The organism is Actinobacillus lignieresii (genome assembly GCF_900444945.1).
In the GTDB taxonomy this organism is placed as follows: domain Bacteria; phylum Pseudomonadota; class Gammaproteobacteria; order Enterobacterales; family Pasteurellaceae; genus Actinobacillus; species Actinobacillus lignieresii.
Genome location: NZ_UFRM01000001.1, coordinates 629,161 through 654,438 on the forward strand (window position 1 = coordinate 629,161; position 25,278 = coordinate 654,438).

The following is a 25,278-nucleotide window of genomic DNA, read 5'->3' on the forward strand; positions in this document are numbered from 1 at the left end:
TATCCATGATGTTTAACAAAGCGTGGTGGTTAATATTATTTTTTATTTTTTGCTCCGCTTCAATTCGGGCGGAAACCGCTCAAGAGCAGGTTGTCGAAGAAAGCGTCAGAAATCAAATCAGTGCGTTTAAGTCGGGTACGCTTGAAACTGAAACGGCTGCTAATGTCGATTCGCAAACGTTAAATACGACTCTGCAATTTATTGAGCGAACTAAAAAGCAAAAAAGCGATATCGACGCTTTAGAAAAACAGTTGCAAAAATTACCGCAAGAACTGTTGGAAATCGAAGCGCGCATTAAAGATTATAAGGATGCGACGGATTCGTTAAAAAATAGCGCATTTGATGCGCTCTCGCTTGATGAATTAAGCCGAAAACAAGCGGAAATACAATCACAGCTCCAAACGGTGCAAGTTACGTTGGGGGAGTTGGACGGTCGCGTCTCGAATAATCGTAATTTATTGATTAATAATCCGAAAATTACCGATGAAAATCTTGCCAGAACGCAAGAAATTACCCGCTTAAAAGTGAGTAACCAAGCGAACAAATCGGCGATAGACAGATGGAATGCGGAGTTGGATTACCTTGACGCTAACAATAGATTCAATACGTTATTAACGACCAATGCGGAAAAATTAATCGAACTGGATGAAGAAAAACGCAGTGAAGCGGCGGCAAAACAGCAAGTCTTGCAAAAACAGTTGGCTATTTTGCAAGAAGTATTAAATGCCAAGCGTCTTAAAGCTTCGGAGCAGAAAGCGCAACAGGTAGAAAACCAACAAGTAAAAAACGAAATCCAAAATTTCTTGATTCAAGACGAATTGGAACATAATCGCGAGCTAAGTCAGTTTTTAGTCAAACAAACGCAATTGCTTAATACGCTTTCTCAAGACGACCTGCGTACTAAAAATATTTTGGAGGGTTTAACTCAAACTCAACGCAATATCGAAGAACAGATCAGCGCATTGCAAGGTACGCTTGTACTTTCTAAAGTGATTAACCAACAAATGCAGGCGTTGCCGACGGCAAAACTGAATAATGAGTTGGCGACGTCTATTGCGAATGTGCGCGTGCATATTTTTGAATATTCTCAGCAACGAGATCAAATTTATACGCTTGAAGAATATATCCGAACGCTGACGCAATCGCTTGAAGAACCTTTGACCGATGAAGAAAATCAAGCGTTGAATAAATTGCTCAAAGAACGCCAGAAATTATTGGACGACATTATTAAATCGCTCAATAGCCAATTGAACGTTTCGATTAATATTGAAAACAATCAGAAACAAATCGGCGCAATTAGCGGGGCGTTACAGCGTAAATTACAGCAACAAAGTTTTTGGGTAAACAGTAATAACCCGATGGGTTTGGATTGGATTAAAGCTTTCCCAAAATTAGCGTTCTCGGAAATCGCGGAACTGACCAAATACGTGAGTTTCAGCAATGTCGGTAAGAATCTGTTACCTACGGTATTATTTACCGCTTTTTTCTTATTGATTTCATTTTTGTTGAATTGGAAAAAGAAAGCGATAAAAGACCGCTTGTCTAAAATTGCCGGTTATGTCAATACTTTAAAAAACGACAGCCATTGGTACACGCCGGAAGCCATGTTTTGGACATTGCTACTGGCTTTACCAAGTACGTTAATGTTTTTTACCGCTTACAATCTGATTGCATTCTTATTTTTTAATGATCCGATTGCGGCGTGGCGTTGGGGCTTACGTTTAACCTTATATTGGTGGTTTTTCGCAACGGTTTTATCGCTATTGCGCCCGAACGGTTTGGCCTATCGTCATTTCGGTATGCCGCAGCAAAGTAACCGCATTTTCCAACGTATTATTAAACAATCGATTTGGATTATCGGTTTATTGTTAATTTCTTCGATTCCGTCACAAATTGAAGCGATCGGTTATCCGAACGATGTTATCGGACAAGTGATGTCGATTGTTGCGCTTGCTCTGTGCCTTTTTGTCGTTCGTCCTTTGTTGGATCGAGGAATTACCGAATATCAAAACGCAAAAACGGAAGACGGTACGATTCGAAATGTCAGCCTGTTTAAGTTACTGCGTTTAGTGCTTATTATTGCGCCGATTTTATTGATTGTGCTTATCGTGTTAGGTTACTACTATACGGCGATTTATCTGATTACTCATTTATTGAACAGCTATTTTGTGGTGTTAATTTGGGTATTCGGGCGTTATTTCGCTTATCGTGCGGTCACGATTTCGGCGCGCCGTTTAGCCTACCGCCGTTTACAGGAAAAACGCCAGAAAATCAGAGAACAGGCAGCGGATCATACGCATAAAGACGATATTAAGGAAGAAGAATCGATTAAACTCTCGGTAGTCAATCAGCAGATTCTTCGTGTGACGGATTTACTCGGCTGGGTCGTATTATTCGGTTTACTCTATATCGTATGGTCCGATCTGATTAGTATCGCTTATTATTTGGACGGAGTGATTCTATTTGAAAGTAACGACGGCACGAAAGTCGAGTCGATTACCTTACTCAATCTGATGCGAGCGTTCTTGTACGTAGTGATCACTTACGTATTGGTGAAAAATATCGCCGGTATTTTAGAAGTCGTACTCTTTTCTCGCGTAAGGCTTTCAAAAGGAACGCCGCAAACCATTATCACCATGTTTATTTATACGATTGTTGCGATCGGCGGCGTATCGGCATTTTCGGCATTAGGGATTTCTTGGACCAAGATTCAATGGATCTTTACCGCATTATCGGTCGGTTTGGGTTTCGGGGTACGCGAAATTTTCGGCAGCGTAGTATCGGGTTCGATTTTATTATTCGAGCGTCCGATTCGAGTCGGCGACAAAGTAACGGTTGGGCAACATACCGGCTTTATTACCAAAATTCGCTTACGTTCAACCACTTTACTCAATTCGGATAATATGGAAGTGGTGTTACCGAATCAGGCGTTCGTCACGGATCGTTTTATTAACTGGACGTTAAATAATACGATTACTCGTTTGCAATTTTTCTTAAACGTTCACTTGGAAGACGATTTGCAAAAAGCGAAAGAATTGATTTTACAAGCGATCAGCGAGGCACCGAAGGTGGTTGCCGAGCCGAAACCGGCGATCAATATTTTACGTTTTAACGATAATGCGTTGGAACATGAAATCGAAGTGTTTGTCGGGGAGTTGGGCGATCGTTCGGAAACTTTAACTTTCTTGCATTATCGGATTACCGAATTATTAAAACAACATCACATTCGATTCGCTTTCAAACAGTTGGATGTCAATATGCATACGGCAGAGGTTCAGAAAGCGGTCAAATTGAGTGAAAATTTAGCAAAATAAAATAAATAATAAGGAAGCATTATGGCAGGCAACAGCATTGGACAATTATTTAAAGTCACCACATTCGGCGAGTCGCACGGTATTGCATTAGGCTGTATCGTGGACGGCGTGCCGCCGAATATGGCGCTCTCGGAAGCGGATATTCAACCCGATTTGGATCGCCGAAAACCGGGGACATCACGTTATACCACACCCCGCAGAGAAGATGACGAAGTACAAATTCTTTCCGGTGTCTTTGAAGGTAAAACAACCGGTACCAGTATCGGTTTAATCATTAAAAACGGTGATCAACGCTCAAAAGATTACGGCGATATTGCGGATAAATTCCGTCCGGGTCATGCGGATTATACTTATCAACAAAAATACGGTATTCGTGATTATCGCGGCGGCGGACGTTCGTCAGCGCGTGAAACGGCAATGCGTGTTGCTGCCGGTGCGATTGCAAAAAAATATTTGCGCGAGCAATTCGGCATTGAAGTACGCGGTTATTTATCACAAATCGGTAACGTGAAAATTAATCCTGAAACGGTAGCGGATATCAGCAAAATCGATTGGCAACAAGTGGCGAGCAATCCGTTTTTCTGCCCTGATCCGGTTGCGGTAGAGGGCTTTGACGAGTTGATTCGTGAATTGAAAAAAGACGGCGATTCTATCGGTGCGAAATTAACCGTAGTTGCCGAGAACGTACCGGTCGGGTTGGGCGAGCCGGTGTTTGATCGCTTAGATGCGGATCTGGCGCATGCGTTGATGTCGATTAATGCGGTCAAAGCGGTCGAAATCGGTGACGGTTTTGCCGTGGTTGAGCAGCGTGGTAGCGAGCATCGCGATGAAATGACACCGCAAGGTTTTTTATCAAATCACGCAGGTGGTATTTTAGGCGGCATTAGTTCCGGTCAGCCGATTATTGCGCATATCGCATTAAAACCGACTTCCAGTATTATGGTACCGGGACGCTCGGTAAATCTAAATAACGAACCGGTCGAATTGGTTACCAAAGGTCGCCATGATCCTTGTGTCGGCATTCGAGCGGTGCCGATTGCCGAAGCAATGACGGCAATTATTTTGTTGGATCATTTACTGAGATTTAAAGCGCAATGCCGTTAAGTCGGTTATAATTAGAACAAGCGGTCTTTTTTGCAAAAAATGCTGCAAAAAAGACCGCTTGTATTTTATTAATTTACTTTTCAGGATGTAATGATGAAAAGATTTAAACTACTTCTCTTATCAAGTTTACTCGGTTTGAATGTTGCTGCGGACGCTACGCTTTGGGAACAAATTCGTACACCGGTTGCCGGACAGGCACAGCCTATCGGCGGATATAGTAACGGTTGTATTATCGGTGCGCAGCCGTTGGCTTTAAAAGGGGACGGCTATCAAGTCATTCGCTCGGCACGTAACCGTTTTTACGGCCACCCTGATTTATTATCCTTTTTACAACGATTGGCAAAAAATACCAAAGCGGCAGGGTTGCCTCCGATCTTAATCGGCGATATGGGTATGCCGGCAGGCGGTCGTTTTTCTTCCGGTCACGCAAGTCACCAAACCGGCTTAGATGCGGATATTTGGTTTAGATTCGGCCCGATGGATACCGAAACGGCGAAGAATCCGGCGGGTTTAGCCACTTTAATGGTAAATCGTGATGCGCAAGTGGTTGATGAAAGAGTATGGACGCCACAACACGCAACGATGGTCAAACTCGCAGCGAAAGATGATCGAGTGGATAGAATTTTCGTGAATCCGGCGATTAAAGTGAAATTATGCAATACCGCCGGTTCGGATAGAAGCTGGCTGCGTAAAGTACGTCCTTGGTACGGACACGATTCGCATATGCACGTGCGTTTAAGCTGTCCGCAAAACGCACCGAATTGTGAAAATCAAGCCCCGATTCCGGCGGGCGACGGCTGCGGTGCGGAGCTTTATTCTTGGTTTGAGCCGGCACCGGCAGGTTCGACGGTATCAAAACCTAAAGTGTTACCGACACCACCGGTTCAATGTCAGATGATTCTTTCGTCACAAGGACTGAACTAACAAAAAAACGCACCTTAAATACTAAGGTGCATTTTTAGTTTTTGAATTGCTATTCCGCTTTAATCGCAAATGCTTTAAGCATAGTATGGAAAATATCGGTATTATCTACATAGAATCTGCTTTCCGGTGCCCCTTTATAGTAAGTGCCTAAGCCGGCTTCCGGTTTTGCAATGTCAAGGAAGTGTTTCGCTCCGAAACCTTTCGCATATACCGGTACTAATTCTCTAGTGTGATTGTCCGAATACCAGCGAACTAAAGGAAGTACGCCGGCACCTTGGTTTACGATTTCCGAATAGAGTTTTTCATTAGAATGCGGGCCTTGTAAGAAACCGTTGCCGTGGTCGGTGGTTACGATAAGTAACGTTTCATCCCAAGAGCTGTTTTTCTCCACCCAATTTACTGCCGCTTCTACCGCAAGATTAAAGTCGATTTGTTCTTCTACGATACGAGGCAGGTTATTGGCGTGAGCCGCCCAGTCCACCGCACCGCCTTCAACCATTAAGAAGAAACCCTTATCATTTTTGCTGACTACATTTAATGCACCTAACGTCATGGTTGCCAAATCAGGTTGATTTTCGAGTAATGCTCCCGCACTCACACCCGAACGGTTAAATTGTAGAGTAGCGTTATTTTGTGCGGTACCTAAAACTTTCGTTTTACCTTTGAAATCCAATTTACCTTCGGCAAGCGCGATAAAATCTTCTTTGCTGTCAATCAGCGTATAGTCGGTTTTACCGGCAACTAAGTTATCCCAAGTTTCTTTGCCGCCGACATAGCGGAAATCTTTTTCGTCTTTCGGTTGAACGGCTTTCCCGTTTTTATCAAAGTACGGGTGACCGGTTCCCATAATGACGGACGCTTTACCGGACGTTACCGCTTCTTTGGCAATTTCCGCATAATTGTTGCGATTGACGTTATGTGAGAGGAAGCCTGCCGGCGTTGCATGGCTCCATTGCACGGAAGTAATTACACCGAGCGCACGACCGGATTCAACGACATATTCGCCGATGTTTTTTAAGCGGGTATCGTCGTTCGACCAGTTAATCGCATTATTATAAGTTTTGTGTCCGCTTGCTAAGGCGGTTGCCGCCGCCGCACTGTCGGTAAAGTTGGTTTGAGCGTATTCGTAGCCGCCGAAATAACTGGTGTAATTGTTTAAATTACCTTTATGTTGATAGCTTGATTTCTCTTTATTCCACAGCTCTTTCGGATCAAATTTTACAGAATTCTTTAATGAATGAGTCGGTTTGGTCGAAGTATTGAGAGGGTGAGTAGAGGCAAATAATTTGACATCGAATTTATCGTAAACTTCTTTGCCTAATGCGCCGTGACGGAAATAGCTTGCCGCTTTCCAAGTATTGATACCCGCACCGTCACTAATTAATAAGATAACGTTTTTCGCTTGAGCATCGCCCGTAGCGGTCGATTGTGCGATAGCGGTTTGATGAACGGTTGCTCCTACAAATAAAACAAGCGCGATTTTAGATAATTTCATAATTACTCCTTAGATTGACTATTTATTTAGTCGAGGCGTATTTTATGGATTAATTATGACATTTCTATGACAGTAAATATTTTCCGTAAGAAAGGCGGATATAAGACCCGCTATTGCTTTTTAAAAAGAAAAATCAGACAATTTTCGCCAATAAAAACGGAATCGTATTAGAGAAAACAATTTTGAGAGTATTTTTAGCGGAAAAACCAAGTTTAGCGAGGGCAATCGCAGACGTATTGCCTAAGCCGCATACCCGTGGTGACGGTTATATCCAATGCGGTGAAAATGATGTGGTGACTTGGTGTATCGGTCATTTGTTAGAGCAGGCTGAGCCGGATGCTTATGACGAGCGTTTTAAAATGTGGCGTATGGAACATTTGCCGATTATTCCGCAACAATGGAAATTAGTACCGAAAAAAGATACTTTGAAGCAATTGAAAGCGGTTGAAAAATTGGTAAAAAAAGCGGAGGTATTGGTAAACGCCGGCGACCCGGACCGAGAAGGGCAGCTATTAGTTGATGAGGTCTTCAACTATCTGAACGTACCGCCGGAAAAACGTAATCGGATTCAACGTTGTTTGGTGAGCGATCTCAACCCGAGTGCGGTAAAAAAAGCGATTGATAAATTGCAAAATAATCGTGATTTTATACCGCTTGCCACCTCTGCCTTAGCACGTGCAAGAGCCGATTGGCTATACGGCATTAATATGACGCGAGCTTATACCTTACAAGGGCGTTGGTCGGGCTATCAGGGGGTATTGTCGGTGGGGCGTGTTCAAACCCCCGTGTTAGGTTTAATTGTGCGCCGCGATCTGGAAATAGAAAACTTTGTGCCGAAAGACTATTTTGAAGTATTGGCGCATATCGTTGTGCCGGAAACTCAAGAACGTTTTACCGCACAATGGCAACCGAGTAAGGCGTGCGAAGATTATCAAGATGAAGACGGTCGAGTATTATCTAAAAGTTTGGCGGAAAATGTCGTTAAACGCATTACCGACCAAGCAGCATTAGTAACGGACTATCAAGATAAAATTGAAACGGAAACCGCACCGCTGCCTTATTCATTATCGGTTTTACAAATTGATGCGGCTCGTCGCTACGGTTTATCGGCGCAAGCTGTGTTAGATATTTGCCAGAAACTATACGAAACGCATAAGTTAATTACTTATCCTCGTTCGGATAACCGTTATTTACCGAATGAGCATTATGCCGACCGTTTTAAGGTAATGGCGGCAATCGCTCATCACTTAGACGAATATAAAGAAAAGCCTGAAGTGGTTAATCCGGAAATTCGTAATCGTTGTTGGAATGATAAAAAGGTGGAAGCGCACCATGCTATTATTCCGACCGCACGCCAAGGCTTGGTACGACTAACTGAAAACGAAAAGCGTATTTATCAACTGATTGCCCGTCAATACTTAATGCAATTTTGTCCGGATGCGGAATATCGCAAAGGTAAAATTGTATTGGAAATTGCCGGAGGAACCTTTAACGCGCAAGCTCGAAACTTAATTGTTGCCGGTTGGAAAGCATTATTAGGCAAAGAAGACAGTGATGAAGTGTTAGAACCGTTGTTGCCGGTTGTAAGAAAAGGACAGCAATTACATTGTGAAAAAGGTGAAATTGTCAGTAAGAAAACCCAGCCGCCTCGCCATTTTACCGATGCAAGTTTATTATCGGCGATGACCGGTATCGCTCGTTTCGTACAAGATAAACAACTTAAAAAAGTCTTGCGTGAAACGGACGGCTTAGGTACTGAAGCAACACGAGCCGGTATTATCGAATTGCTGTTTAAACGCGGATTTTTAATCAAAAAAGGACGAAATATCCACAGTACGGAAGCCGGACGAATTCTAGTTAGTGCCTTACCGGACGAAGCGACTCAGCCGGATATGACAGCGCATTGGGAAATGCAATTGACCGACATCAGTAAAAAGCAAGCGAGTTATCAGCAATTTATGGCTGCGTTAGTGAGCAAACTGCCGGAGCTGTTGCACACGGAAAGACAGAAATTGCAAAATTTAAGTCGAATTCAACCGCCTGCCTCTTATCGCAAGCGGTCAAGTTTTAAGAAAAATTCACAAACTGCTGAAAAATAAGGCAAATGTATTGTTCAAGAAAAAAATTACTTGCAAGAAGTAGGCTAAATCTATATGATGCACGCCATCGCAAATTGATTTTAATTTTAAAATCTGGGATTTAACGCGGATAAGAATAGAGAGTTTAGATGTTAAACGTATTAACAATTATTTATCTCGTTGTTGCGGTTGTATTAATCGGTTTTGTTTTAATGCAACAAGGTAAAGGTGCGGATGCCGGCGCTTCTTTTGGAGCGGGTGCTTCCGGAACCGTTTTCGGTTCGGCAGGTTCGGCCAACTTTTTATCAAGAACAACAGCGGTTTTAGCAATTATCTTTTTCGGTATCAGTTTATTAATCGGTAATTTGAATTCACATCAAACCGCACCGAAAAGTCAATTCGAAGATTTAAGCGGCGTTCAACAAAAAGTTGAGCAACCGAAAGTAGAAAACCCAAATAACGATATTCCTCAATAATTTGGGAACAGTATAAAAGCTCTGGTGGTGGAATTGGTAGACACGCTATCTTGAGGGGGTAGTGTCCATAGGATGTGCGAGTTCGAGTCTCGCCCAGAGCACCATATATAAAGCCTTAATCGTAAGATTAGGGCTTTTTTTATAACTTAATTTTTAAAAATAGGAATAAGCTTAAGGTTTTAACCTTGTTCGTAGCAATGGTATTCTTATATAATATTTAAGCATAAGAATATAAAAAGGAGATAAGTATGGTAAAGAAGATTGTACAAGCGATTGCACTGGGTTTATTTTGTGCGTTTCTCATCATTTTCGTTTCTCCGTTACTAAAAGACAGATCGGCTATGGTAAATGGAAAAACCACGCATATTGAAAGTTATCATGATGCCGTTCAATTGGCGTCTCCCGCAGTAGTAAACGTATATAACCATGCATTCAGTCAGGACGGAAAAACCTTTGAAGTGAAAAACTTGGGATCTGGCGTTATTATGACTTCCGACGGGTATATTCTCACGAATAAGCACGTGGTTCAGAATGCGGCTCAAATTATCGTTGCACTGCAAACAGGCAGTATTTCAAATGCAAAACTAGTCGGTGACGATACGTTAACGGATCTGGCGGTATTAAAAATTGAAGCGGATAACCTTCCTACGATACCGCAAAATAATGAAAGACCGGTAAGAATCGGCGATGTGGTTTTAGCAATAGGTAACCCGTTTAATTTAGGGCAAAGTATTACTCAAGGAATTATTAGCGCTACGGGGCGTAACGCATTAACGGACGGAGGTCGCCAGAACTTTATCCAAACCGATGCCTCTATCAATAGAGGTAATTCCGGCGGTGCTTTAGTCAATTCCGCCGGAGAACTTATCGGTATTAATACGCTCAGTTTAGGCAAAACCAGTGATGAATTGGCAGAAGGGTTAAATTTTGCAATACCGATTAATTTAGCGACTCAAATTATGTCGAAGATTATTCAAGACGGACGCGTAATAAGAGGATATTTCGGCGTAAACAGTTCGCTATATTCGTCAATTTTTGATGAGGAAGATGCAAAGGGCGTGTTAATTACCGGTGTCGCGATTAACGGTCCGGCGTATCAGGCGGGTATTGAAGAAAACGACAGAATTTTAAAAGTCGGAGAAGTGGATGCGGTATCTCCGACACAGATGATGGATTTGCTCGGGAATATGAAGCCCGGAGCGAAAGTTCAGGTAAAAGTGCTACGTGACGGAAAAGAATTTGATGCCGATGTGGTTATCGGCGAATTTCCGGAACTATAATGCTATTGGTTGATAAGTCAGGAAAAGATATGAATCATTTTATTATTACCGTTGATGGTCCAAGCGGTGCGGGCAAAGGTACTTTATGCCATGCGTTGGCCGAAAAATTAGGGTTCGACTTTTTAGATTCGGGAGCGATTTATCGCATTACGGCATTAGCTGCGGTTAAAGCGGGGATTGCATTGGATGATGAAGATGCTTTAGCGGAAATCGGTCGTCGTTTGGATGTAAAATTCGTGCTGAAAGACGGTGAAATTAATGTCATTCTAAACGGTGAAAATGTCGGAGATCAAATTCGTACGGCGGAAGCGGGTCAAAATGCCTCTAAAGTTGCAGTATTTCCTAAGGTTCGAGAGGCATTATTGCAACGCCAACGAGACTTCAGTACGTCTAAAGGTTTAATTGCGGACGGTCGAGATATGGGGACAGTGGTATTCCCTGAGGCGCAAGTAAAATTATTTTTGGACGCAAGTGCCGAAGAGCGTGCAAAAAGACGTGTAAAACAGTTGCAAGAAAAGGGATTTAATGCTAACTTTGACGAGATTTTAGCCGAGATTAAAGAGCGTGATTTTCGAGATAGAAATCGAGCGGTTGCGCCTTTGGTTCCGGCTAAAGACGCGTTGCTACTTGATTCAACCAGCTTGTCTATCGATGAAGTGATTCGACAGGCTTTGGATCACATTAGTCAATATATTAAATTTTAATTTATTCGCCGAACATAGGATGTGTTCGGTTATTATTACTAACCCCGTTTAAACAGGATGTTGAATGGATGTTCATTTTTATTTAAGAAGAAAATTATGTCAGAAAATTTTGCTCAACTACTTGAAGAATTCCTTGCGGCAGAAGCTCGTTTAGGTTCTGTGGTTAAAGGTACTGTAGTAGCTATTCAAAAAGGCTATGTAATCGTTGATACAGGTTTTAAATCTGAATCATCAATTCCTGCTGAAGAATTTACAAATGCTCAAGGCGAACTTGAAGTTCAAGTCGGCGACCAAGTGGATGTAGTTCTTAAAGCTGTTGAAGACGGCTTCGGTGAAACAGTAGTTTCTCGTGGTGATGCAAAACGTAACGAAGCTTGGATTGCTTTAGAAAAAGCATTCGAAGAACAAGCTACAGTTATCGGTTTTGTTAATGGTAAAGTGAAAGGTGGTTTCACTGTTGAATTAAACGGTGTTCGTGCATTCTTACCAGGTTCATTAGTTGATACTCGTCCGGTTCGCGATTCTTTAAACTTAGAAGGTAAAGAATTAGAATTCAAAGTTATCAAACTCGATCAAAAACGTAACAACGTAGTTGTTTCTCGTCGTGCGGTAATCGAATCTGAAAGCAATCAAGATCGTGACGAAGTTTTAGCGAACTTAGTTGAAGGTTCTGTTGTAACCGGTACGGTTAAAAACTTAACGGATTACGGTGCATTCGTTGATTTAGGCGGTGTGGACGGTTTATTACATATCACTGATATGGCATGGAAACGTGTTAAACACCCAAGCGAAGTGGTTGCTGTAGGTCAAGAAGTTACTGTTAAAGTACTTAAATTTGACAAAGAGAAAACTCGTGTATCATTAGGCTTAAAACAATTAGGTCAAGATCCATGGGCTGCAATCGCTCAAAACCACCCGGTAAACAGCAAATTAACCGGTAAAGTAACTAACTTAACCGACTACGGTTGCTTCGTTGAAATTTTAGACGGTGTTGAAGGTTTAGTTCACGTTTCAGAAATGGATTGGACAAACAAAAACATCCACCCGTCTAAAGTGGTTAGCGTAGGTGACGTAGTTGAAGTAATGGTTCTTGAAGTTGATGAAGAACGTCGTCGTATCTCATTAGGTTTAAAACAATGTAAAGCAAACCCTTGGGAACACTTCGCAGCAACTCACAACAAAAACGATAAAGTGACAGGTAAAATCAAATCTATCACTGATTTCGGTATCTTCATCGGTCTTGAAGGCGGTATCGACGGTTTAGTTCACTTATCTGACATTTCTTGGAATGCGACAGGTGAAGAAGCTGTTCGTAACTACAAAAAAGGTGACGAAGTAGAAGCTGTTGTATTACAAGTTGATGCGGTTAAAGAACGTATTTCTTTAGGTATCAAACAATTAGAATCGGATCCGTTCACTAACTTCGTAGAAAGCACTAAAAAAGGTGCAATCTTGACTGGTAAAGTTGTAGAAGTTGATGCGAAAGGCGTTAAAGTTGAATTAGAAGGCGGCGTGGAAGCATTTATCCGTGCTAACGAAGCAACTCGTGACCGTGTTGAAGATATTACAACCGTTATTTCTGCAGGTGATACTATCGAAGCGAAATATACAGGTGTAGATCGTAAAGCGCGTGTTGTGAACTTATCTGTTCGTGCGAAAGACGAAGCTGAAGAATCAGCGGCAATCGCTCAAGTGAATAAAGAAGAAGTTGCAATTCCAAACGCTATGGCTTAAGCTTTCAAAGCAGCTAAAGGCGAATAATTAGAGCCTTTCTAATTAAAAGCGGGTATGTGGAAAGACATATCCGCTTTAATTTAAATAATCAGAGGACGCTATGACTAAATCAGAACTTATTGAAAATTTAGTATCACTTAATCCTGCTTTACAAGTGAAATCGGTAGAAGACGGCGTAAAAGAAATTTTAGAACAAATTATGCTGTTTCTTGAACGAGGAGAACGTGTTGAAGTAAGAGGATTTGGCAGTTTTTCTCTACATTATCGACAACCTCGTGTCGGTCGCAATCCTAAAACGGGTGAAAGCGTCAAATTAGATGCAAAATATGTCCCGCATTTTAAAGCGGGGAAAGATTTGAAAGAACGTGTCGATCTAGTATAGAATTCCAAGAAGCGACAATAGCCTATCGTGTCGTTTTTTATTTATCGGTAAAGCAAACGGAGCATGACATGAAGTATATTTTTGGTATTTTGATTACTCTCGCAGTAATTATCGTTGCGATAACAATTGGTGCAAACAATGATCAACTAATTACATTTAATTATGTTATTGCTCAAAGTGAATTGCGTTTATCGACTTTAGTCGCGATTTTATTCGGTTTCGGTTTGATTTTAGGTTGGTTAATTACCGGTATTTTCTATTTACGTATTAAATTGCAAAATATTACGCTTAATCGTCGCGTTAAACGTCAGGCACAACAAATTACTGAATTAACAACAACTACGCCGAAGGCTGAGTAATGCTAGAATTACTGTTCCTTTTGTTGCCTATAGCTGCGCTTTACGGATGGTATATGGGGCAACGCAGTGCAAAGAAGGATCAAGAAACTGTTAATAATAAGTTTTCCCGTGATTATGTGACGGGGCTTAATTTTCTTTTATCTAATCAACAGGAAAAGGCGGTCGATCTTTTCCTTTCCATGCTTCAGAAACAAGAAGCTGAAAATCAGATTGCGACGGAATCACAATTTGAAGCGGAATTAACGCTCGGTAATCTGTTCCGCTCGCGTGGTGAAGTGGATCGCGCCTTACGTATTCATCAAGCTTTAGATGCCAGCCCGGATTATTCCATCGAACAGAAATTATTAGCGAAACAACAATTAGCGAAAGATTTTATGGCAGCGGGTTTTTATGATAGGGCTGAAAATTATTATATTATGTTGCTCGATGAGCCGGAGTTTGCGGTAAATTCACTAACCCAATTGATGACGGTTTATCAGAAAACCAAGGAATGGAAGAAAGCGATTAATGTTGCGGAAAAGCTCATTAAAATAGAGCCGGATACGGATAAAATCCCGCTTTCTCATTATTATTGCGAATATGCTCAGGCGATAAAAAATGAAGATTTAGACGGACATTTGAGCGCATTATCCAAAGCCTTGGAGTATTCTCCTCAATGTGCAAGAGCCTCGATCTTATTAGGCGATTATTATTTGGCACAAAATCAATTTCAAAGCGCATTAAAAAATTACGAGCGTATTTTGCAGCAAGATCCGGATTTTATCAGTGAAGTGATAGAGAAAATAAAAGCCTGTTATATGGCAGAAAACGATTTGGCGAATTACGAGTTGTTTTTAATTAGAGCAAATCAGATTAAGCATAATAGTAGCGTGGATCTCGCTTTAGCGGAATATATTGAGCAAAAAGATGGCGTGGTAGCCGCACATTCCAAGTTATATCAACAGTTAAGCCAATATCCGAGTATGATTACGTTCCATCGTTTCATTCATTATCAAATTAATGAAGCGGAGGAGGGTAGAGCAAAAGAAAGTTTGATGTTGCTATATAATATGGTCGGTGCAAGAATGAAAAAGGGTTTTCAGTACCGATGTTTAAATTGCGGCTATCAAAGTTATAGACTAAGTTGGCATTGTCCGTCTTGTCGTCAGTGGGAACAAATTAAACCTATACACAGCATTGATTCACAAATTAATTGAATAAACTAAAATTGAGGAGTCCTTATGGATAATAAAATTATTGTTGCTTTAGACTATGAAACAGAATACGAAGCATTGAGTTTTGTAGATCAAGTTGATCCGTCTCTTTGTCGTGTGAAAGTAGGCAAAGAAATGTTTACGACGTTAGGCACAAATTTTGTTAAACAATTACATGAACGTAAATTTGATGTTTTCCTTGATTTAAAATATCACGATATTCCGAATACCGTGGCTCGTGCGGTACGTTCCGCTGCGGATTTAGGCGTGTGGATGGTGGATTTACACGCTTCGGGCGGCTTAACCATGATGGAAGAAGCGAAAAAAATCTTAGAGCCGTACGGTAAAGATGCGCCGTTACTTATTGCAGTAACGGTTTTAACCAGTATGGAAGATTTAGATTTGCTACAAATCGGAATTAATGCTTCACCAATGGAGCAAGTGATTCGTTTAGCTCACCTTGCGCAACGTGCCGGATTAGACGGTGTGGTTTGTTCTCCGCAAGAAGTGGAAGTGCTTCGTACGCATTGCGGCAAAGATTTTAAATTAGTCACACCGGGTATTCGTCCGGAGGGTTCTGATGTCGGCGATCAACGTCGAATTATGACGCCTAAACAAGCGATTGAAACCGGATCCGATTATTTGGTTATCGGTCGTCCGATTACACAGGCTCAAGACCCGTTATCGGTATTAAAATCAATTAACGCCTCTATTCGTTAATTAGTCACGGATTAAATAAGGTGGGCTTTTTTGCCCGCCTTTTGTTTTAAGCGGTCGAATTTTAAGGATTTTTTACTCATGACATTAGTCTATTCAACGGAAAGCGGACGTATCGTACCTGAGAAAGTGAAAGCGGTGCGTCCGAAAGGTGACGGCATCGTCCGTATTCAGCGTCAAACCAGCGGCAGAAAAGGAAAGGGCGTGTGTGTAATTAGCGGATTGGATTTGGATGATGCTGAACTCAAATTATTAGCCGCAGAACTGAAAAAGCGCAGTGGTGTCGGCGGTTCGATAAAAGACGGGCTGATTGAAATTCAAGGCGATAATCGCGATTTGTTGAAGCAAGTTTTGGAACAGAAAGGTTTCAAGGTAAAACTTGCCGGCGGTTAATCATCCCTATACAAGCGGTGAAATTTGGAAAAAATTTTACAAAAAATGAGTGAAATCTGACCGCTTGTTTTCTTAGGAAAACGAGACTTTTTCTCTTTCCCAAATGGTTTTCTTTGCGAAAGCTAATTTATTCCCGGTATGTTTTATCATATCCAAGCGAATTTCCCATACATCGCTCGATTTTAAGCGGGCGATTGGATGGCGAGCATAATAGCAATCTAAAGCCTCTTGGCATGCCGTATAACCGGTCAAACGGGTGCAATACGCCGAGAATTGAATGCCTTCAATTTCAGTGAGGGTTTCAACTTGAGCGGCAATTGTGCCTACAATATGTGCGTTTTCTTGCATCAACAGACCGTGGCGTGTGTTTTTATCGGTCAGAATGATTAATCGAACTTGTTCGCTATCGAAAGCATAAAAACAGTTTGCCGCCCAAAAGTCGTTTGCGCCATAGACGGCAAAACTTACGACATGATTTTGTCGGATAAAGCGGCTGATATGGGAGGGAAGTTTCTGTATCATATATTCTTTTAAAATATCCCACCGTAACAGTGGGATGTTGTATCTGTTAAGCGACAAACATTTGCCAAAAATAAGAGAACGGCATTACTAAAATGAGTGCCGGCAACATATTCGCTACGGCAAAATGTTTGATTCCGCAGATACGTAAACCGGTGGCGAGCATAATAAACCCGCCTGCCGTGGAGAAGTCAGCAAGCATATTTGGGGTAGTGAGCGGCATAATCAAACTGGCTAATAATGCTAAGCTGACTTGCACCAAAATCAATGGTACGGCGATACTTGAAACCGCATAGCCTAAAGTAGCGGCAAAAATACCGGCGGTAAAGAAGTCTAAAATCGCTTTAATAAATAACACGGACGGATCACTGGTCATCCCTTCTTTCATCGAGCCGAATACGCCCATACCGCTGGCACAAAATAGGATTAAAATTGCGACAAATTGGTTTAAAAATTCTTGGTGCGAAACACCGGAGGGTGGGAAAATTTTATCTACAGTATGACGCATTTTGCCGGCAAGATTACCAATGCCTTTCTCCAAATAGATTAACTCGCCAATAATCGTGCCGACAATTAACGCTAACACCACGGCAGACATATTTTTTGCACCGATAATCAGCATAATTCCTAAACCCATTGAGCAAAGACCAAATAACGGCGGCAAATTACTTTTTACTCGTTCCGGCAATTTTGAACCTAAAAATGCACCGATAAGTCCGCCGATCAATACCGCCGCGCCGTTTACATAAGGACCTACAGGCATTCTTTCTCCTTATTATTCGCTTCGCCCCAACGAGGCATAGGTAAATCAAAATCAAATAGATCCAATGCTCTGGCTACGCTATGAGTAACCAGCTCGTCAATTGTCATCGGATTTTGATAAAAAGCCGGCACCGGCGGAAAAATAATCCCCCCCATTTCCGTCACTCGACGCATATTATCAATATGAGCTAAGTTGAACGGCGTTTCTCGTACCATTAGCACTAATTTTCTACGTTCTTTAAGCACCACATCCGCCGCTCGAGTTAAAAGATTATCGCTAAAACCGAGAGCAATCGCTGAAAGCGTGCGAATAGAGCAGGGGGCGACCAGCATACCGAGCGTTTTAAATGATCCGCTGGCGATACTGGCGCCGACATTATGGATAGAATGTACTTGTGAAGCCAAATCCAACAGCTGTTCTCGCTCAATCTTTGTTTCTAAAGAACGGGTCATTTCCGCCCCTTTAGTGAGTACTAAATGGGTTTCCACATCAAGCGATTTAAGTAACTCAAGTGCTTTATAGCCGTATTGAAAGCCGCTTGCGCCACTAATACCAATAATAATTCGTTGTTTCATAAGTAACTAAAAAAGCGGTCGAATTTTGCAAAAAAATTGCAAATTTTGACCGCTTATAAGATTAGCGTAAGGTTGCTACAAGCATGGTCAGCATAAAGCTTACCACGGCTAAAATAAAGTTTTTAAGCGAGAACGGTTGTAATTTTTTGAATGCTTTCACACTGAATACGATATAAAGCACTAAAAATGCCATTTTAGGAAGAAGCCATTGCATTTCATTTAACGCATAAATACCGTTTGAAAGTAAGATCGCTAATAATGCGATACCTGAAACCAGTAGTAACGTATCTACAATATGCGGTGCAATACGTAAAACTTTATATTGACGCCAATCCACCATTTTCGAGGCTAAGACGCCACGTGTCAGCAACAAAATCAAACTGATATAGGCAAAGCCTACATGACCTAATACTAATTGAGGAAAAAATTCCATAATCACTCCAAGTTAAATGAATAATAAGCGGTTAAAATTGCCGATTATTCTGCAATTTCCGTTTTTAAATATTGGAAAATCTCACGATAATTTTTAGGCGGTTTATTCGCCTCACGTTCTTTTTGTGCGCCGCGAATTAAATTACGTAAATGTTGGCGATCCAATTGCGGGTGTTCGGTCAATAAATGTTCTAAAGACGAATCGCCCATATTCACCAATTGATCACGTACTAGTTCCAATTTATGTAATAACGCTTGCTGTTGGTTATGACGATTTTTTACTTTATCCAACGCTTCTTGAATCGGCTCCGGATCGCGATTGCGCAGTAATTTCCCGATAAATTGAATCTGACGGCGGCGCGCTTCCAATTTGAAGCCCTGCGCTTGACGAATGGCGTCTTTCAGATCGTCATCAAGCGGAATTTTTTCAAGATTCTGCGGGGTTAATTCAATAAGTTCCGCCCCAAGTTTTTTTAAATGTTCCGAGTCTCGTTTGATTTCACTTTTACTTACCCAGATGATTTCTTCTTCCTCATCCGTCCAATCAATCTCATTTTTGCTACGTTTTTTAGCCATTGTTATTCCTTCAATCGTAAAAAATACCGTATTCTAACAGAAATTTAAGGTAGAATATACGCATCCTCCTTAGCCATTTTCAATTATCAATTTTAAGTTAAAAAATCATGTCATTAACAACAAAACAAGATCTCCAAAAGCAAGAACAAGAACTTCGTCAAGCGGTCGAATTTGCACTGAATTTTGCCAAAAAATCAGGCGCAGAAGCGGAAGTCGGCGTCACTAAAGTTGCCGGGCTTTCGGTTTCAACTCGTTTGGAACAAACGGAAAATATCGAATTTAATAATGACGGCTCACTCGGGATTTCGGTATATGTCGGCAAACGTAAGGGCAATGCTTCAACCTCGGATTTACAACCGCAATCGATTCAACGAGCGGTCGAATCCGCGTTAGCGATTGCAAAATATACCTCGGAAGACGAGTGTGCGGGTTTAGCCGATAAAGAGATGATGGCGTTTGAAGCACCGGATCTGGAACTTTATCACCAAGCGGATATTTCGGTCGAACAAGCGGTTGAATTAGCTTTAGAAGCGGAGCATCACGCTCTGAACACGGATGAGAAAATAGTGAATAGTGAAGGCGCAACCTTTAATTCGCATAGCGGTGTGAGAGTGTACGGCAATACTCACGGAATGTTACAAAGCTACCTCTCCAGCCGTTATTCGCTGTCTTGTAGTGTGATTTCCGCCTATGAAGATCAATTGGAACGTGATTATGAATACACGATTTCACGTGAGTTCGACAAATTACAATCGCCGGAATGGGTCGGTCGTCAGGCAGCGTTTAAAGCGGTTGATCGTTTGAATCCGCAAAAGATCAAAACCTGTGAAGTGCCGGTAATTTTTTATAACGATGTGGCAACCGGTTTAATCGGGCATTTAGCCGGTGCAATTAGTGGTGGAGCATTATATCGTAAATCGAGTTTCTTATTAGATAAGTTAGGCACGCAAATTTTACCAAGTTGGTTTGCAATCTCTGAGCGCCCGCATTTATTACGTCAATTAGCTTCATCCGCTTTCGATAGCGAAGGGGTAATTACCCAAGATAGAGAAATTATTATTGACGGTGTATTGCAAACTTATCTGATGACCAGCTATTCGGCACGTAAGATGGGCTTAAAAACGACCGGGCACGCAGGCGGTATTCATAACTGGTTAGTCAAGCCAAATCGTACAGGCGGTTTGGATACGCTTCTAAAAGAGATGGGAACCGGTTTATTGGTAACTGAATTTTTAGGCTCGGCAATTAATGCGGTAACCGGCGAATATTCGCGCGGTGCGGCAGGTTTTTGGGTGGAAAACGGCGAGATTCAGTATCCGGTGGCGGAAATTACCATTGCCGGTCAATTGCAAGAAATGTATAAAAATCTGATTGCGGTGGCGGATGATATCGAGCATCGTTCGAATATTCAAACCGGTTCGATTTTATTGGATAAGATGAAAATTTCCGGCGAATAAAAATTTACAATATTGAGAATAATTCTTATTGACATTATTAATAAGATTTCTTAGAATGAACCCAGTTACATTGTTAGGGTAATGTAACAAATGCTAAATAACTTTATCGTCATCTAAAGTTATAAAGCAATTAGGGTAAAAGTAAATTCGTTAGGTTCAAATAGCTAATCCGAAAGGATTAGCTATTTTTTTACAAAAAATTGAGCGAATTTAACCGCTTGTCTTTCAGTTAAAACAAAAGGCGAACAATGCGTTCGCCCTGTAAAATGTTATAAACAGTTTTTATCGCCGCGAGAAAGACTAATAACGCCGGATCGTACGATTTCGACTATTGTCGTTTCTTGTTTTACCGCTTCAATAAACGCATTCAGTTTTTCACTGGTGCCGGCTAATTGCACGGTATAAAGTTTCGGCGTAATATCAACAATTTGCCCGCGGAAAATATCGACCATTCGTTTTAATTCGTCACGAGATGAACCTGTCGCACGCACTTTTAATAATAAGACTTCACGTTCAATATGCTCGGTAGGGCTTAAGTTTGAAACTTTGAACACGTCAATCAATTTATGCAATTGCTTTTCGATTTGCTCAAGGACGTTTTCATCGCCTTGGGCAACGATTGTCATACGTGAAAGCGTTTCATCGTCAGTCGGCGCAACGGTTAAACTTTCGATATTAAACCCACGTTGAGAAAAAAGGCCTACCACACGGGATAATGCACCCGATTCGTTTTCGAGTAATACTGATAATGTTCTACGCATCTGTTCTCTCCGTTTTGCTTAAAATCATCTCATTCATCGCACCGCCACGAATTTGCATCGGGTAAACGTGCTCGGTTTCATCTACTTTTACATCGACAAACACTAATTTGTCTTTGATAGCAAAGGCTTGGGTGAGTTTTTCTTCCAATTCGTTCGGGTGATCAATCGTAATGCCGACATGACCGTAAGCTTCGGCTAATTTGGCAAAATCAGGCAGTGAATTCATATATACCTGTGAATGGCGACCGGAGTAGATCAGATCTTGCCACTGCTTCACCATACCTAAGAAGCGATTGTTTAAGCTCACAATCACAACCGGCGTATCATATTGTTTCGCCGTAGAAAGCTCTTGAATATTCATCTGAATCGAGCCGTCACCGGTTACACATACTACAGTTGCTTCCGGATGGGCGAATTTTACGCCGATTGCTGCCGGTAAACCGAATCCCATGGTACCGGCTCCGCCCGAGTTGATCCAGCGACGAGGTTTTTCAAACGGATAATGGAGTGCGGCAAACATTTGGTGCTGACCGACATCCGAAGCCACATAAGCCTCACCATCGGTAATTTTATGAATTAATCGAATGACTTGCTGCGGTTTGATTACATCTTTACTTACTTCAAAATTTAAGCACTGACGAGCTTTCCATTCATTGATTTGTTGCCACCAAGCGGTCAAATCCGCTTGATTTTTTGCAAGATTTTCTTCTTCTAAAAGGCTGAGAAACTCTTCCAAGACGTTTTTTGCGCTACCTACAATCGGAATATAAGCCGGAACGGTTTTTGAAATAGAAGCCGGATCAATATCCACATGAATGACTTTTGCATTCGGGCAATATTTCGCTAAATTATTCGTGGTACGGTCATCAAAACGTACGCCAATGCCGAGAATCAAATCGCTTTCGTGCATTGCGTTATTCGCTTCGTAAGTACCGTGCATACCGAGCATACCTAAAAATTGTTTGTTTGATGCAGGGAAAGCGCCTAAGCCCATTAACGAACTGGTTACCGGTAAGTTTAACTTCGTTGCAAAGTCGGTAAGTTGCGTTGCACATTCCGCAGAGATAATCCCGCCACCAATGTATAACACCGGTTTTTTTGCCACTAATAGGGCTTTTAATGCCTTTTTAATTTGCCCTTTATGCCCTTGTACGGTCGGGTTATATGAACGTAGCGATACTTCTTTCGGATATTCATAGGTAAATTTATTCGCCGGATTTACCATATCTTTCGGAATATCAATTAAGACCGGACCGGGGCGACCGGTTGAAGCAATATAAAAGGCTTTTTTGATTATTGAAGGAATATCTTCCGGATTTTTGATCATAAAACTGTGTTTAACCACAGGGCGTGAAATACCGAGCATATCACATTCTTGGAAAGCATCCGTACCGATTAAAGCGGAAGGCACTTGACCGGTTAAGATCACAAGCGGGATGGAATCGGCATAAGCGGTGGCAATACCTGTGATCGCATTGGTTGCACCGGGACCGGATGTTACTAATACACAACCGACTTTACCGGTTGAGCGAGCGTAACCGTCCGCCATATGGACCGCGGCTTGCTCATGGCGCACAAGAACGTGGTTAATATTATCCAGCGTATGAATGGCATCATAAATATCTAATACCGAACCACCCGGATAGCCGAAAACGTACTCTACGCCTTCGTCTTTCAAGGATTGAACAACCATTTCTGCTCTGGAAAGTTTTTTCATTGAATCCTCCAACGATTTTTAAGTGAAATATTGTGTTTGCTTTATAATGAAAATGATTCTGCAAAAAAATAAAATGTTTGTCTAGGGGGCGGAAAGCTTTTTTGAAAGCGATATAAGCGGTTTAAAATACTTTTTATTTTGTATATTTGGTATTTTATAAAATGAAATAGTATGATTTAGGCGTAAAAAGTATTTTTAACCAGATTTTATAAAATGAGAAGGATTTAATTTTTTTGTTAAGAAAGGTAAAAATATTCGGAATAGGTAGCGAGAAAAGAAAATAGTGTGAGATTTATCACACTATTTTTAAATACGGTTAATCAATATGATTATTTTCAATTGGATTTGATTGTTCGACGGGTTTATTGGCGATCATTTCTTCCACTTCCGTCGCAAGTTTCGCAATCGCATTTCGATAAGTAATTTCGAGTGTTTCCGTACTGGTTGCGATTACCCCCTGATCAATTAAGAAACCGTCATTAACATCATATACCCAGCCGTGAATCGAGAGTTTCTTACCTCGCTTCCAAGCGGCGGTAACAATAGAACTGCGCCCTAAGTTATAAACTTGCTCGGCAACGTTTAAGCGGGTAAGCATATTGGCACGTTGCTCGGAGGGAAGATTACCGAGTAAATAGCTGTGTTTAAACCACAGATCACGAATATGCAATAACCAGTTGCTGATTAAACCGTAATCTTCGACAGTACCAATTGCCGCTTGGATACCACCGCAGTTGGTATGACCGCAAATAATAATATGTTCGATCTCCAATACATCTACCGCATATTGCACGACGGAAAGACAATTCAGATCGGTATGTATAACTAAATTTGCCACGTTACGATGAACAAAAAGCTCGCCCGGACCTAAACCGGTTAATTTTTCGGCCGGAACACGACTGTCCGAACAGCCAATCCAAAGATAAGTCGGCTTTTGATGCTCGGCAAGTTGTTTAAAATAATCCGACTGTTCGTCTTTCATCCGAGTTGCCCAAGCATGGTTATTGGCAAACAATTTTTCTATCTGTTTCATGGTTCAGCCTTGTTAAAAATTTGTTACTAAATCTTTCTGCATTCTAGCATAGAATAAAAAAGCGGTCGAATTTGTAAAAAATTATACAAATTCGACCGCTTGTAAATCGGGTTTTGAATTATTCAACTAATGATATTTTAGCGGCTGATGCACCGCGTTCACCGTTAATCAGCTCAAATTGTACCTTTTGACCTACTTTAAGGGAACGATATCCTTCGCTCTGAATTTCGGAAAAATGCGCAAAAATATCGCCTTCGACATTATCGCTTGTAATAAATCCGAATCCTTTCGCACTATTGAACCATTTCACGATGCCAACTTCCATAATTCTCTCCTATCTTACGGCATTGATATTACGCGGTGCATTGTAGTCAAAAAAGTGAACCTCACAATCGGAAATGTTTTAAAATTCGAACAAGATCACAAAATTTTTTAAAATACGGAGGTTTCTAAACGCAACGATCCTTTTTCTACAATAATCGCCTTACCGAATTTCTTAACAAGCACTTCTTTCGCTTTAGTTTCGTCGAGCGTATATATCGGCGTAGAGTTTAAAATGCGAGTTAAGCCGTCCATTAGCACCGGTAAAAACATTTGTAATTCGTCTTGGTATTTTGCTGGAGTAGCGGAATAGTTAAGCAAACGTACATCTTGCAAATATAGCGTACCTTTTTCCGCATCATAGTAGGGAACCGTATCCATATTCAGATAAATTTGGGCATCGTATTTTTTCCCTTTGGCTTGCAAGATACCGTCGATCACACCTGAAACGGCGACTTTCTTTTCATCGGTCTGCCCGATTTCGGTAGCAAGATTGTAAAGATGATAATCCAATTGAAATAGCCCCGGGATACCGACTTTGTCTTTTAATGGGATTTTCTCCGCCAAACGGGTTTCAAGATATCGATTGATTTCCTCTTGGCTGATAGTGAATGCCTTTACATTGGCTATTAAGAACAATGAAAACGATATAGCGGTAAAGAGGAGTGTTAAGCACTTTTTCATGATATTTCCTTGTATTCAAGACGGCTTATTCTAGTTTTGTTGTGTGAAAAAGGGTAAAATAATTCTTTTTTAATTTGGATGGGACTATAGCAATTTCATTCAATGAAGGAAATAAAATGATTAAAAAATTTGTCATCTGTCTCTGCGTTTGTGTGATTGCCGGCTGTGCTGTCGGCGGTAGTGCGAGTGTAGGCGGAGGCTCAAACGGTGTAGGTGCGGGTTTCAGTTTAGGAACGGGGATCCGCTTTTAATTTGCAAATCATAAGCGGAATATGACCGCTTGTTGA

26 protein-coding genes and 1 tRNA gene are annotated in these 25,278 nt (G+C 41.4%); 16 read left to right on the forward strand and 11 right to left on the reverse strand.

The annotated features are described in order from the left end of the window. Positions 1-5 precede the first annotated feature (5 nt). From mscK to mepA, 3 genes are all read left to right on the forward strand, one after another. Positions 6-3,314 carry a mechanosensitive channel MscK gene (gene mscK, locus DY200_RS02900; protein ID WP_115586860.1) on the forward strand — a complete coding sequence of 1,103 codons (3,309 nt, stop codon included), beginning with the start codon at positions 6-8 and terminating at the stop codon, positions 3,312-3,314. A 21-nt stretch (positions 3,315-3,335) separates the two neighbouring features. Then, positions 3,336-4,418, forward strand: coding sequence for a chorismate synthase (gene aroC / locus DY200_RS02905; protein ID WP_115586861.1), 1,083 nt, complete (start codon positions 3,336-3,338; stop codon positions 4,416-4,418). A gap of 93 nt (positions 4,419-4,511) precedes the next feature. Continuing rightward, entirely contained in the window at positions 4,512-5,342 is an 831-nt protein-coding gene (gene mepA / locus DY200_RS02910) for a penicillin-insensitive murein endopeptidase (RefSeq protein ID WP_115586862.1), read from the forward strand. A 49-nt stretch (positions 5,343-5,391) separates the two neighbouring features. Here the strand turns inward: mepA and DY200_RS02915 are convergent, their stop codons facing one another. Then, entirely contained in the window at positions 5,392-6,837 is a 1,446-nt protein-coding gene (locus tag DY200_RS02915) for an alkaline phosphatase (RefSeq protein ID WP_115586863.1), read from the reverse strand. Positions 6,838-7,019: 182 nt separating this feature from the next. Here DY200_RS02915 and DY200_RS02920 point away from each other — a divergent pair, with 182 nt between their 5' ends. The 11 genes from DY200_RS02920 to yciH all read left to right on the forward strand — a co-directional run bounded on the left by DY200_RS02920 (position 7,020) and on the right by yciH (position 16,153). Beyond that, positions 7,020-8,936, forward strand: coding sequence for a DNA topoisomerase III (locus DY200_RS02920; RefSeq protein ID WP_115587968.1), 1,917 nt, complete (start codon positions 7,020-7,022; stop codon positions 8,934-8,936). 128 nt (positions 8,937-9,064) lie between these two features. Next, positions 9,065-9,391, forward strand: a complete 327-nt coding sequence (secG, locus tag DY200_RS02925; protein ID WP_115586864.1) for a preprotein translocase subunit SecG — start codon at positions 9,065-9,067, stop codon at positions 9,389-9,391. Positions 9,392-9,409: 18 nt separating this feature from the next. Continuing rightward, positions 9,410-9,495: transfer RNA gene (locus DY200_RS02930), tRNA-Leu, on the forward strand. 144 nt (positions 9,496-9,639) lie between these two features. Continuing rightward, a complete protein-coding gene (gene degS, locus DY200_RS02935; protein WP_115586865.1) occupies positions 9,640-10,671 on the forward strand; it encodes an outer membrane-stress sensor serine endopeptidase DegS in 1,032 nt (343 codons plus the stop codon). 29 nt (positions 10,672-10,700) lie between these two features. Continuing rightward, a complete protein-coding gene (gene cmk / locus DY200_RS02940) occupies positions 10,701-11,375 on the forward strand; it encodes a (d)CMP kinase (protein WP_115586866.1) in 675 nt (224 codons plus the stop codon). A 96-nt stretch (positions 11,376-11,471) separates the two neighbouring features. Beyond that, positions 11,472-13,109, forward strand: coding sequence for a 30S ribosomal protein S1 (gene rpsA, locus DY200_RS02945; RefSeq protein WP_115586867.1), 1,638 nt, complete (start codon positions 11,472-11,474; stop codon positions 13,107-13,109). Positions 13,110-13,209: 100 nt separating this feature from the next. Further along, positions 13,210-13,491, forward strand: coding sequence for an integration host factor subunit beta (locus DY200_RS02950; protein ID WP_005597138.1), 282 nt, complete (start codon positions 13,210-13,212; stop codon positions 13,489-13,491). A 68-nt stretch (positions 13,492-13,559) separates the two neighbouring features. Beyond that, positions 13,560-13,850 carry a LapA family protein gene (locus DY200_RS02955; RefSeq protein ID WP_005617226.1) on the forward strand — a complete coding sequence of 97 codons (291 nt, stop codon included), beginning with the start codon at positions 13,560-13,562 and terminating at the stop codon, positions 13,848-13,850. Beyond that, complete coding sequence (gene lapB, locus DY200_RS02960) at positions 13,850-15,046, forward strand: lipopolysaccharide assembly protein LapB (protein ID WP_115586868.1); 1,197 nt, start codon at positions 13,850-13,852, stop codon at positions 15,044-15,046. The genes DY200_RS02955 and lapB overlap by 1 nt, the downstream gene beginning before the upstream one ends. A gap of 24 nt (positions 15,047-15,070) precedes the next feature. Next, positions 15,071-15,763, forward strand: a complete 693-nt coding sequence (gene pyrF, locus DY200_RS02965; protein WP_005597131.1) for an orotidine-5'-phosphate decarboxylase — start codon at positions 15,071-15,073, stop codon at positions 15,761-15,763. Positions 15,764-15,841: 78 nt separating this feature from the next. Beyond that, positions 15,842-16,153, forward strand: coding sequence for a stress response translation initiation inhibitor YciH (gene yciH / locus DY200_RS02970; protein WP_115586869.1), 312 nt, complete (start codon positions 15,842-15,844; stop codon positions 16,151-16,153). Between the two features lie 72 nt (positions 16,154-16,225). Here yciH and DY200_RS02975 read toward each other — a convergent pair whose 3' ends face one another. The 5 genes from DY200_RS02975 to yjgA form a co-directional block, all read right to left on the reverse strand. Continuing rightward, the gene (locus tag DY200_RS02975) at positions 16,226-16,675 is read right to left on the reverse strand and encodes a PNPOx family protein (protein WP_115586870.1); all 450 of its coding nucleotides are present in this window, start codon (positions 16,673-16,675) and stop codon (positions 16,226-16,228) included. Positions 16,676-16,721: 46 nt separating this feature from the next. Continuing rightward, on the reverse strand, positions 16,722-17,435 hold the full coding sequence (locus tag DY200_RS02980) for a DUF554 domain-containing protein (protein WP_115586871.1): 714 nt from the start codon (positions 17,433-17,435) through the stop codon (positions 16,722-16,724). Continuing rightward, entirely contained in the window at positions 17,426-18,010 is a 585-nt protein-coding gene (locus DY200_RS02985; protein ID WP_115586872.1) for a UbiX family flavin prenyltransferase, read from the reverse strand. Before DY200_RS02985 ends, DY200_RS02980 begins: the two co-directional genes overlap by 10 nt. Before the next feature lie 61 nt (positions 18,011-18,071). Further along, the gene (locus DY200_RS02990) at positions 18,072-18,443 is read right to left on the reverse strand and encodes a SirB2 family protein (protein ID WP_115586873.1); all 372 of its coding nucleotides are present in this window, start codon (positions 18,441-18,443) and stop codon (positions 18,072-18,074) included. 44 nt (positions 18,444-18,487) lie between these two features. Next, positions 18,488-19,018, reverse strand: a complete 531-nt coding sequence (yjgA, locus tag DY200_RS02995) for a ribosome biogenesis factor YjgA (RefSeq protein ID WP_005604242.1) — start codon at positions 19,016-19,018, stop codon at positions 18,488-18,490. A 107-nt stretch (positions 19,019-19,125) separates the two neighbouring features. Between yjgA and pmbA the strand changes: the two genes are divergently transcribed. Then, entirely contained in the window at positions 19,126-20,475 is a 1,350-nt protein-coding gene (pmbA, locus tag DY200_RS03000; protein ID WP_115586874.1) for a metalloprotease PmbA, read from the forward strand. Between the two features lie 269 nt (positions 20,476-20,744). Here pmbA and ilvN read toward each other — a convergent pair whose 3' ends face one another. The 5 genes from ilvN to DY200_RS03025 all read right to left on the reverse strand — a co-directional run bounded on the left by ilvN (position 20,745) and on the right by DY200_RS03025 (position 24,991). After that, on the reverse strand, positions 20,745-21,236 hold the full coding sequence (ilvN, locus tag DY200_RS03005) for an acetolactate synthase small subunit (RefSeq protein WP_005597116.1): 492 nt from the start codon (positions 21,234-21,236) through the stop codon (positions 20,745-20,747). Next, a complete protein-coding gene (locus tag DY200_RS03010; protein ID WP_115586875.1) occupies positions 21,229-22,953 on the reverse strand; it encodes an acetolactate synthase 3 large subunit in 1,725 nt (574 codons plus the stop codon). Before DY200_RS03010 ends, ilvN begins: the two co-directional genes overlap by 8 nt. 316 nt (positions 22,954-23,269) lie before the next feature. Continuing rightward, entirely contained in the window at positions 23,270-23,986 is a 717-nt protein-coding gene (can, locus tag DY200_RS03015; protein ID WP_005597113.1) for a carbonate dehydratase, read from the reverse strand. A gap of 118 nt (positions 23,987-24,104) precedes the next feature. Beyond that, entirely contained in the window at positions 24,105-24,311 is a 207-nt protein-coding gene (gene cspD / locus DY200_RS03020; RefSeq protein ID WP_005597111.1) for a cold shock domain-containing protein CspD, read from the reverse strand. 107 nt (positions 24,312-24,418) lie between these two features. Continuing rightward, the gene (locus tag DY200_RS03025; RefSeq protein WP_115586876.1) at positions 24,419-24,991 is read right to left on the reverse strand and encodes a YceB family lipoprotein; all 573 of its coding nucleotides are present in this window, start codon (positions 24,989-24,991) and stop codon (positions 24,419-24,421) included. Between the two features lie 116 nt (positions 24,992-25,107). Between DY200_RS03025 and DY200_RS10825 the strand changes: the two genes are divergently transcribed. Further along, positions 25,108-25,242: a hypothetical protein gene (locus DY200_RS10825; protein ID WP_005597107.1), complete on the forward strand. Its 135-nt coding sequence runs from the start codon at positions 25,108-25,110 to the stop codon at positions 25,240-25,242. The last annotated feature ends 36 nt before the right edge of the window (positions 25,243-25,278 follow it).

Bases quoted from the DNA above. Each gene is read 5' to 3' on its own strand.
- pmbA (WP_115586874.1), top strand. From the start codon at position 19,126: ATGTCATTAACAACAAAACAAGATCTCCAAAAGCAAGAACAAGAACTT.
- cmk (WP_115586866.1), top strand. From the start codon at position 10,701: ATGAATCATTTTATTATTACCGTTGATGGTCCAAGCGGTGCGGGCAAA.
- DY200_RS02985 (WP_115586872.1), bottom strand. From the start codon at position 18,010: ATGAAACAACGAATTATTATTGGTATTAGTGGCGCAAGCGGCTTTCAA.
- mepA (WP_115586862.1), top strand. From the start codon at position 4,512: ATGAAAAGATTTAAACTACTTCTCTTATCAAGTTTACTCGGTTTGAAT.
- lapB (WP_115586868.1), top strand. From the start codon at position 13,850: ATGCTAGAATTACTGTTCCTTTTGTTGCCTATAGCTGCGCTTTACGGA.
- DY200_RS02990 (WP_115586873.1), bottom strand. From the start codon at position 18,443: ATGGAATTTTTTCCTCAATTAGTATTAGGTCATGTAGGCTTTGCCTAT.
- pyrF (WP_005597131.1), top strand. From the start codon at position 15,071: ATGGATAATAAAATTATTGTTGCTTTAGACTATGAAACAGAATACGAA.
- can (WP_005597113.1), bottom strand. From the start codon at position 23,986: ATGAAACAGATAGAAAAATTGTTTGCCAATAACCATGCTTGGGCAACT.
- mscK (WP_115586860.1), top strand. From the start codon at position 6: ATGATGTTTAACAAAGCGTGGTGGTTAATATTATTTTTTATTTTTTGC.
- yjgA (WP_005604242.1), bottom strand. From the start codon at position 19,018: ATGGCTAAAAAACGTAGCAAAAATGAGATTGATTGGACGGATGAGGAA.
- rpsA (WP_115586867.1), top strand. From the start codon at position 11,472: ATGTCAGAAAATTTTGCTCAACTACTTGAAGAATTCCTTGCGGCAGAA.
- aroC (WP_115586861.1), top strand. From the start codon at position 3,336: ATGGCAGGCAACAGCATTGGACAATTATTTAAAGTCACCACATTCGGC.
- cspD (WP_005597111.1), bottom strand. From the start codon at position 24,311: ATGGAAGTTGGCATCGTGAAATGGTTCAATAGTGCGAAAGGATTCGGA.
- DY200_RS03010 (WP_115586875.1), bottom strand. From the start codon at position 22,953: ATGAAAAAACTTTCCAGAGCAGAAATGGTTGTTCAATCCTTGAAAGAC.
- degS (WP_115586865.1), top strand. From the start codon at position 9,640: ATGGTAAAGAAGATTGTACAAGCGATTGCACTGGGTTTATTTTGTGCG.
- DY200_RS02980 (WP_115586871.1), bottom strand. From the start codon at position 17,435: ATGCCTGTAGGTCCTTATGTAAACGGCGCGGCGGTATTGATCGGCGGA.
- DY200_RS02975 (WP_115586870.1), bottom strand. From the start codon at position 16,675: ATGATACAGAAACTTCCCTCCCATATCAGCCGCTTTATCCGACAAAAT.
- DY200_RS03025 (WP_115586876.1), bottom strand. From the start codon at position 24,991: ATGAAAAAGTGCTTAACACTCCTCTTTACCGCTATATCGTTTTCATTG.
- DY200_RS02915 (WP_115586863.1), bottom strand. From the start codon at position 6,837: ATGAAATTATCTAAAATCGCGCTTGTTTTATTTGTAGGAGCAACCGTT.
- yciH (WP_115586869.1), top strand. From the start codon at position 15,842: ATGACATTAGTCTATTCAACGGAAAGCGGACGTATCGTACCTGAGAAA.
- secG (WP_115586864.1), top strand. From the start codon at position 9,065: ATGTTAAACGTATTAACAATTATTTATCTCGTTGTTGCGGTTGTATTA.
- DY200_RS10825 (WP_005597107.1), top strand. From the start codon at position 25,108: ATGATTAAAAAATTTGTCATCTGTCTCTGCGTTTGTGTGATTGCCGGC.
- DY200_RS02950 (WP_005597138.1), top strand. From the start codon at position 13,210: ATGACTAAATCAGAACTTATTGAAAATTTAGTATCACTTAATCCTGCT.
- DY200_RS02955 (WP_005617226.1), top strand. From the start codon at position 13,560: ATGAAGTATATTTTTGGTATTTTGATTACTCTCGCAGTAATTATCGTT.
- ilvN (WP_005597116.1), bottom strand. From the start codon at position 21,236: ATGCGTAGAACATTATCAGTATTACTCGAAAACGAATCGGGTGCATTA.